This is a genomic window from Bradyrhizobium sp. MI1.4, from assembly GCF_055811315.1.
Genome location: NZ_JBVVPP010000081.1, coordinates 1 through 2,786 on the forward strand (window position 1 = coordinate 1; position 2,786 = coordinate 2,786).

At 64.1% G+C, this 2,786-nt stretch carries 4 protein-coding genes; all 4 read left to right on the forward strand.

Going from position 1 to position 2,786, the window contains the following annotated elements:
* The first annotated feature begins 121 nt into the window (after positions 1-121).
* Complete coding sequence (locus AC0L23_RS38225) at positions 122-814, forward strand: pyrimidine 5'-nucleotidase (RefSeq protein ID WP_085351583.1); 693 nt, start codon at positions 122-124, stop codon at positions 812-814.
* Positions 815-839: 25 nt separating this feature from the next.
* Positions 840-1,745, forward strand: coding sequence for a LysR family transcriptional regulator (locus AC0L23_RS38230; protein WP_085358784.1), 906 nt, complete (start codon positions 840-842; stop codon positions 1,743-1,745).
* A gap of 109 nt (positions 1,746-1,854) precedes the next feature.
* The gene (locus AC0L23_RS38235; RefSeq protein WP_094183287.1) at positions 1,855-2,214 is read left to right on the forward strand and encodes a carboxymuconolactone decarboxylase family protein; all 360 of its coding nucleotides are present in this window, start codon (positions 1,855-1,857) and stop codon (positions 2,212-2,214) included.
* A gap of 4 nt (positions 2,215-2,218) precedes the next feature.
* Positions 2,219-2,674 (forward strand): DUF302 domain-containing protein, encoded by a 456-nt coding sequence (locus AC0L23_RS38240; protein WP_085351585.1) that lies wholly within the window; start codon positions 2,219-2,221, stop codon positions 2,672-2,674.
* Positions 2,675-2,786: the final 112 nt, after the last annotated feature.

Consider the following 2,786-nt stretch of genomic DNA (forward strand, 5'->3'; position numbering starts at 1 on the left):
ACCCCGGCAGAGGCCTTCTCCTCTCAACTGTTGCACTTCGAGTGTGAATCCACCTCCTGGCTTTCGCCAGGACGACGATTGAGGGTGGGGCGCCGCCGCGGTCAACGGATAGAGAGTGAAAATGACCTCCTCCCGCGCCTTTGCCCATATCGACACATGGGTGTTCGACCTCGACAACACGCTCTATCCGCACCACGTCAATCTGTGGCAGCAGGTCGATGCGCGGATCACCGAGTTCGTTTGCAACTGGCTCAATCTGACACCGGTGGAAGCGCGCAAGATCCAGAAGGATTATTACCAGCGCTTCGGCACCACCATGCGTGGCATGATGACCCTGCATGGTGTACGCGCCGACGACTATCTCGCCTATGTCCACAAGATCGACCATTCCCCGCTGGAGCCGAACCCGGCCCTGGGCGAGGCCATTGCAAAACTGCCGGGACGAAAGCTGATCCTGACCAACGGCTCGGTCGATCATGTCGATGCGGTGCTGGCGCGACTCGGCTTTGCCACGCATTTCGACGGCGTGTTCGACATCATCGCCGCCGAATTCGAGCCGAAGCCGGCGCCACAGACCTACCGGAAGTTTCTCGCCGACCATTCGGTCGATCCGACCCGCGCAGCGATGTTCGAGGACCTCGCCCGCAACCTCACCGTTCCGCACGAGCTCGGCATGACCACGATACTCGTGGTGCCGGACGGCACCAAGCAAGTGGTGCGTGAAGATTGGGAACTGGCGGGCCGTGATGCGGCCCATGTCGACCACGTCACCGACGATCTGACTGGGTTTCTGCAGTCGCTCGCGATCGGCTGACCCCCGCAGCAACGCAGGAGCGACCGTGCCTCAGAAGCCGACAGACTTGGCTGCGATCGAATGGGAAGACCTGCGCTACTTCCTGCACCTGGCTCGCGAAAAAAGCCTCTCGGGTGCCGCACGAAAGCTGGGCACCACGCAACCGACAATGAGCCGGCGCCTCGAACTGTTCGAAAGCAAGCTCGGTGCGATCCTGTTCGACCGCTTTCCGTCCGGCCTTCGGCTCTCCGACACCGGACGGCAGATTCTCGATTATGCCGAGAGGATGGAGGACGCAGCACTGGCGGCGCAGCGGATCGCAGTTGGCAGCAGCGCTGGACTGACCGGAACGGTGCGCGTGACCTCGCCCGAATGGCTCGGGGCACGGATCCTCTCGCCTTTGCTGGCGAAGTTCTGCGCGGCGCATCCGACCGTCACCGTCGAGCTGGTTACTGACGCCGAGGCCCTGAGCCTCACGCGGCGGGAGATAGATGTCGCCCTGCGCTTCGGGCGCTTCCAGCAGGACGGACTGATGCAGCGGAAGATCGCCAGCATTCCGTTCGAGCTTTATGCTGCTGCTGCCTATCTCAAGGCAAAGGGACCGCCCGATTTTTCGGACGGTGGCGCCGACGCTGCGCTCATTACGATGAACGCGGCGCTCGCCGAAAGTGTTGCGGAGACGAAGTGGCTGCGTCGCTATTTGCCGCAGGCACATGTTGGATTCTGCAGCAATAGCCGCGATGGTCAGGCCGCTGCGGCCGCCGCCGGCGCGGGGCTGGTTTGCTTGCCGACTCGGCTGGCCTCGGCCTATCCCGCGCTTCGTTCGATCAAGACGCCGGCGCCCGTCCCGAGCCGCGAGCTGTGGCTGGGATTTCATCGCGACACCGGCAAGGTCCGGCGGGTTCGCGCCGTGGTGGACTTCATCGCGGGAGAATTCCGTCAATTCGCCTGACGCTTCGGCAAGCTGTATAGCGGCCATACGCCCATAGCTGATGGCTCCCGCGAGACTGCACGTCTATCTCTCGAGCTCGGCAACAACCCGCCGTTCGAGGAGAGAGACAATGATGATGGATTGGAGCGCCTATCGGAGCGACTTGCTGGCGCGGATCGGCGACATTGGTGCCCTAAGCCCGGCGACGCTGAAGGGCTATCGCGAACTTGGCGCGGCTGGCCCCCAGACAGGAAAGCTGGACGGAAAGACGCGCGAGTTGATCGCGCTGGCGGCGGCCGTGACTGCCCGCTGCGACGGGTGTATTGCGGTTCACGCCGCCGCCGCCGCACGTTTCGGCGCGAGCCGTGAGGAGCTCGCCGAGGCCCTCGGCGTGGCGATTGCGATCGGTGCGGGGGCGTCGTTGGTCTACTCGGCACGGACGCTCGAAGCGTTCGATTCGAGCCGGGCACCGAAGCCGGGCGAAGGCTGATCCGATGACGCAAACACCGCAACCTGTGGCCTTCTCCGGATGCGGTTCGGCCGCAAGCTCGTTTCAACGGTCGGTCTCCTCTTCGCTGACCGTCGAAGAGGTGGTCACCCGCTTGAAGCAGGGAATCATTGCGGCAGACCTCTGGATCCTGCACGAGATCGACCCGCAAATGCTGCTCAGTCGTGGCGGCTTCGCCATCGGCCCCGCGCGTCAGGTCCTGTTTTTCCACCCACGCCTGATGTCGCGGCTGCTGACCGCCGATAGCGCGGCGCTGCTCGAGGCCCCCCTGAAGTTCGCCGTGATCGGCTTTCCAGACGGTCAAGCCGAACTGCGATGGCTTGATCCGGCTATGGCCTTCGCGCGCTACCGTTCACCGGCATTGACCGAACTCGGAAATGAGCTCGCCGGCCTCTGCGAGGGTATCGTGAACGGCACCGATCTCGCGGGCACATCAAAATAGCCGCCGGGGGGGGGGGGGGGCCCCCCCCCCCCCCCCCGGCCGGGGCCCGCGGGGGGGGGGAGGGCTAGGCGCCAAAACCCCAAAAAAACGACCAAAAAAACCCCAAAAGATA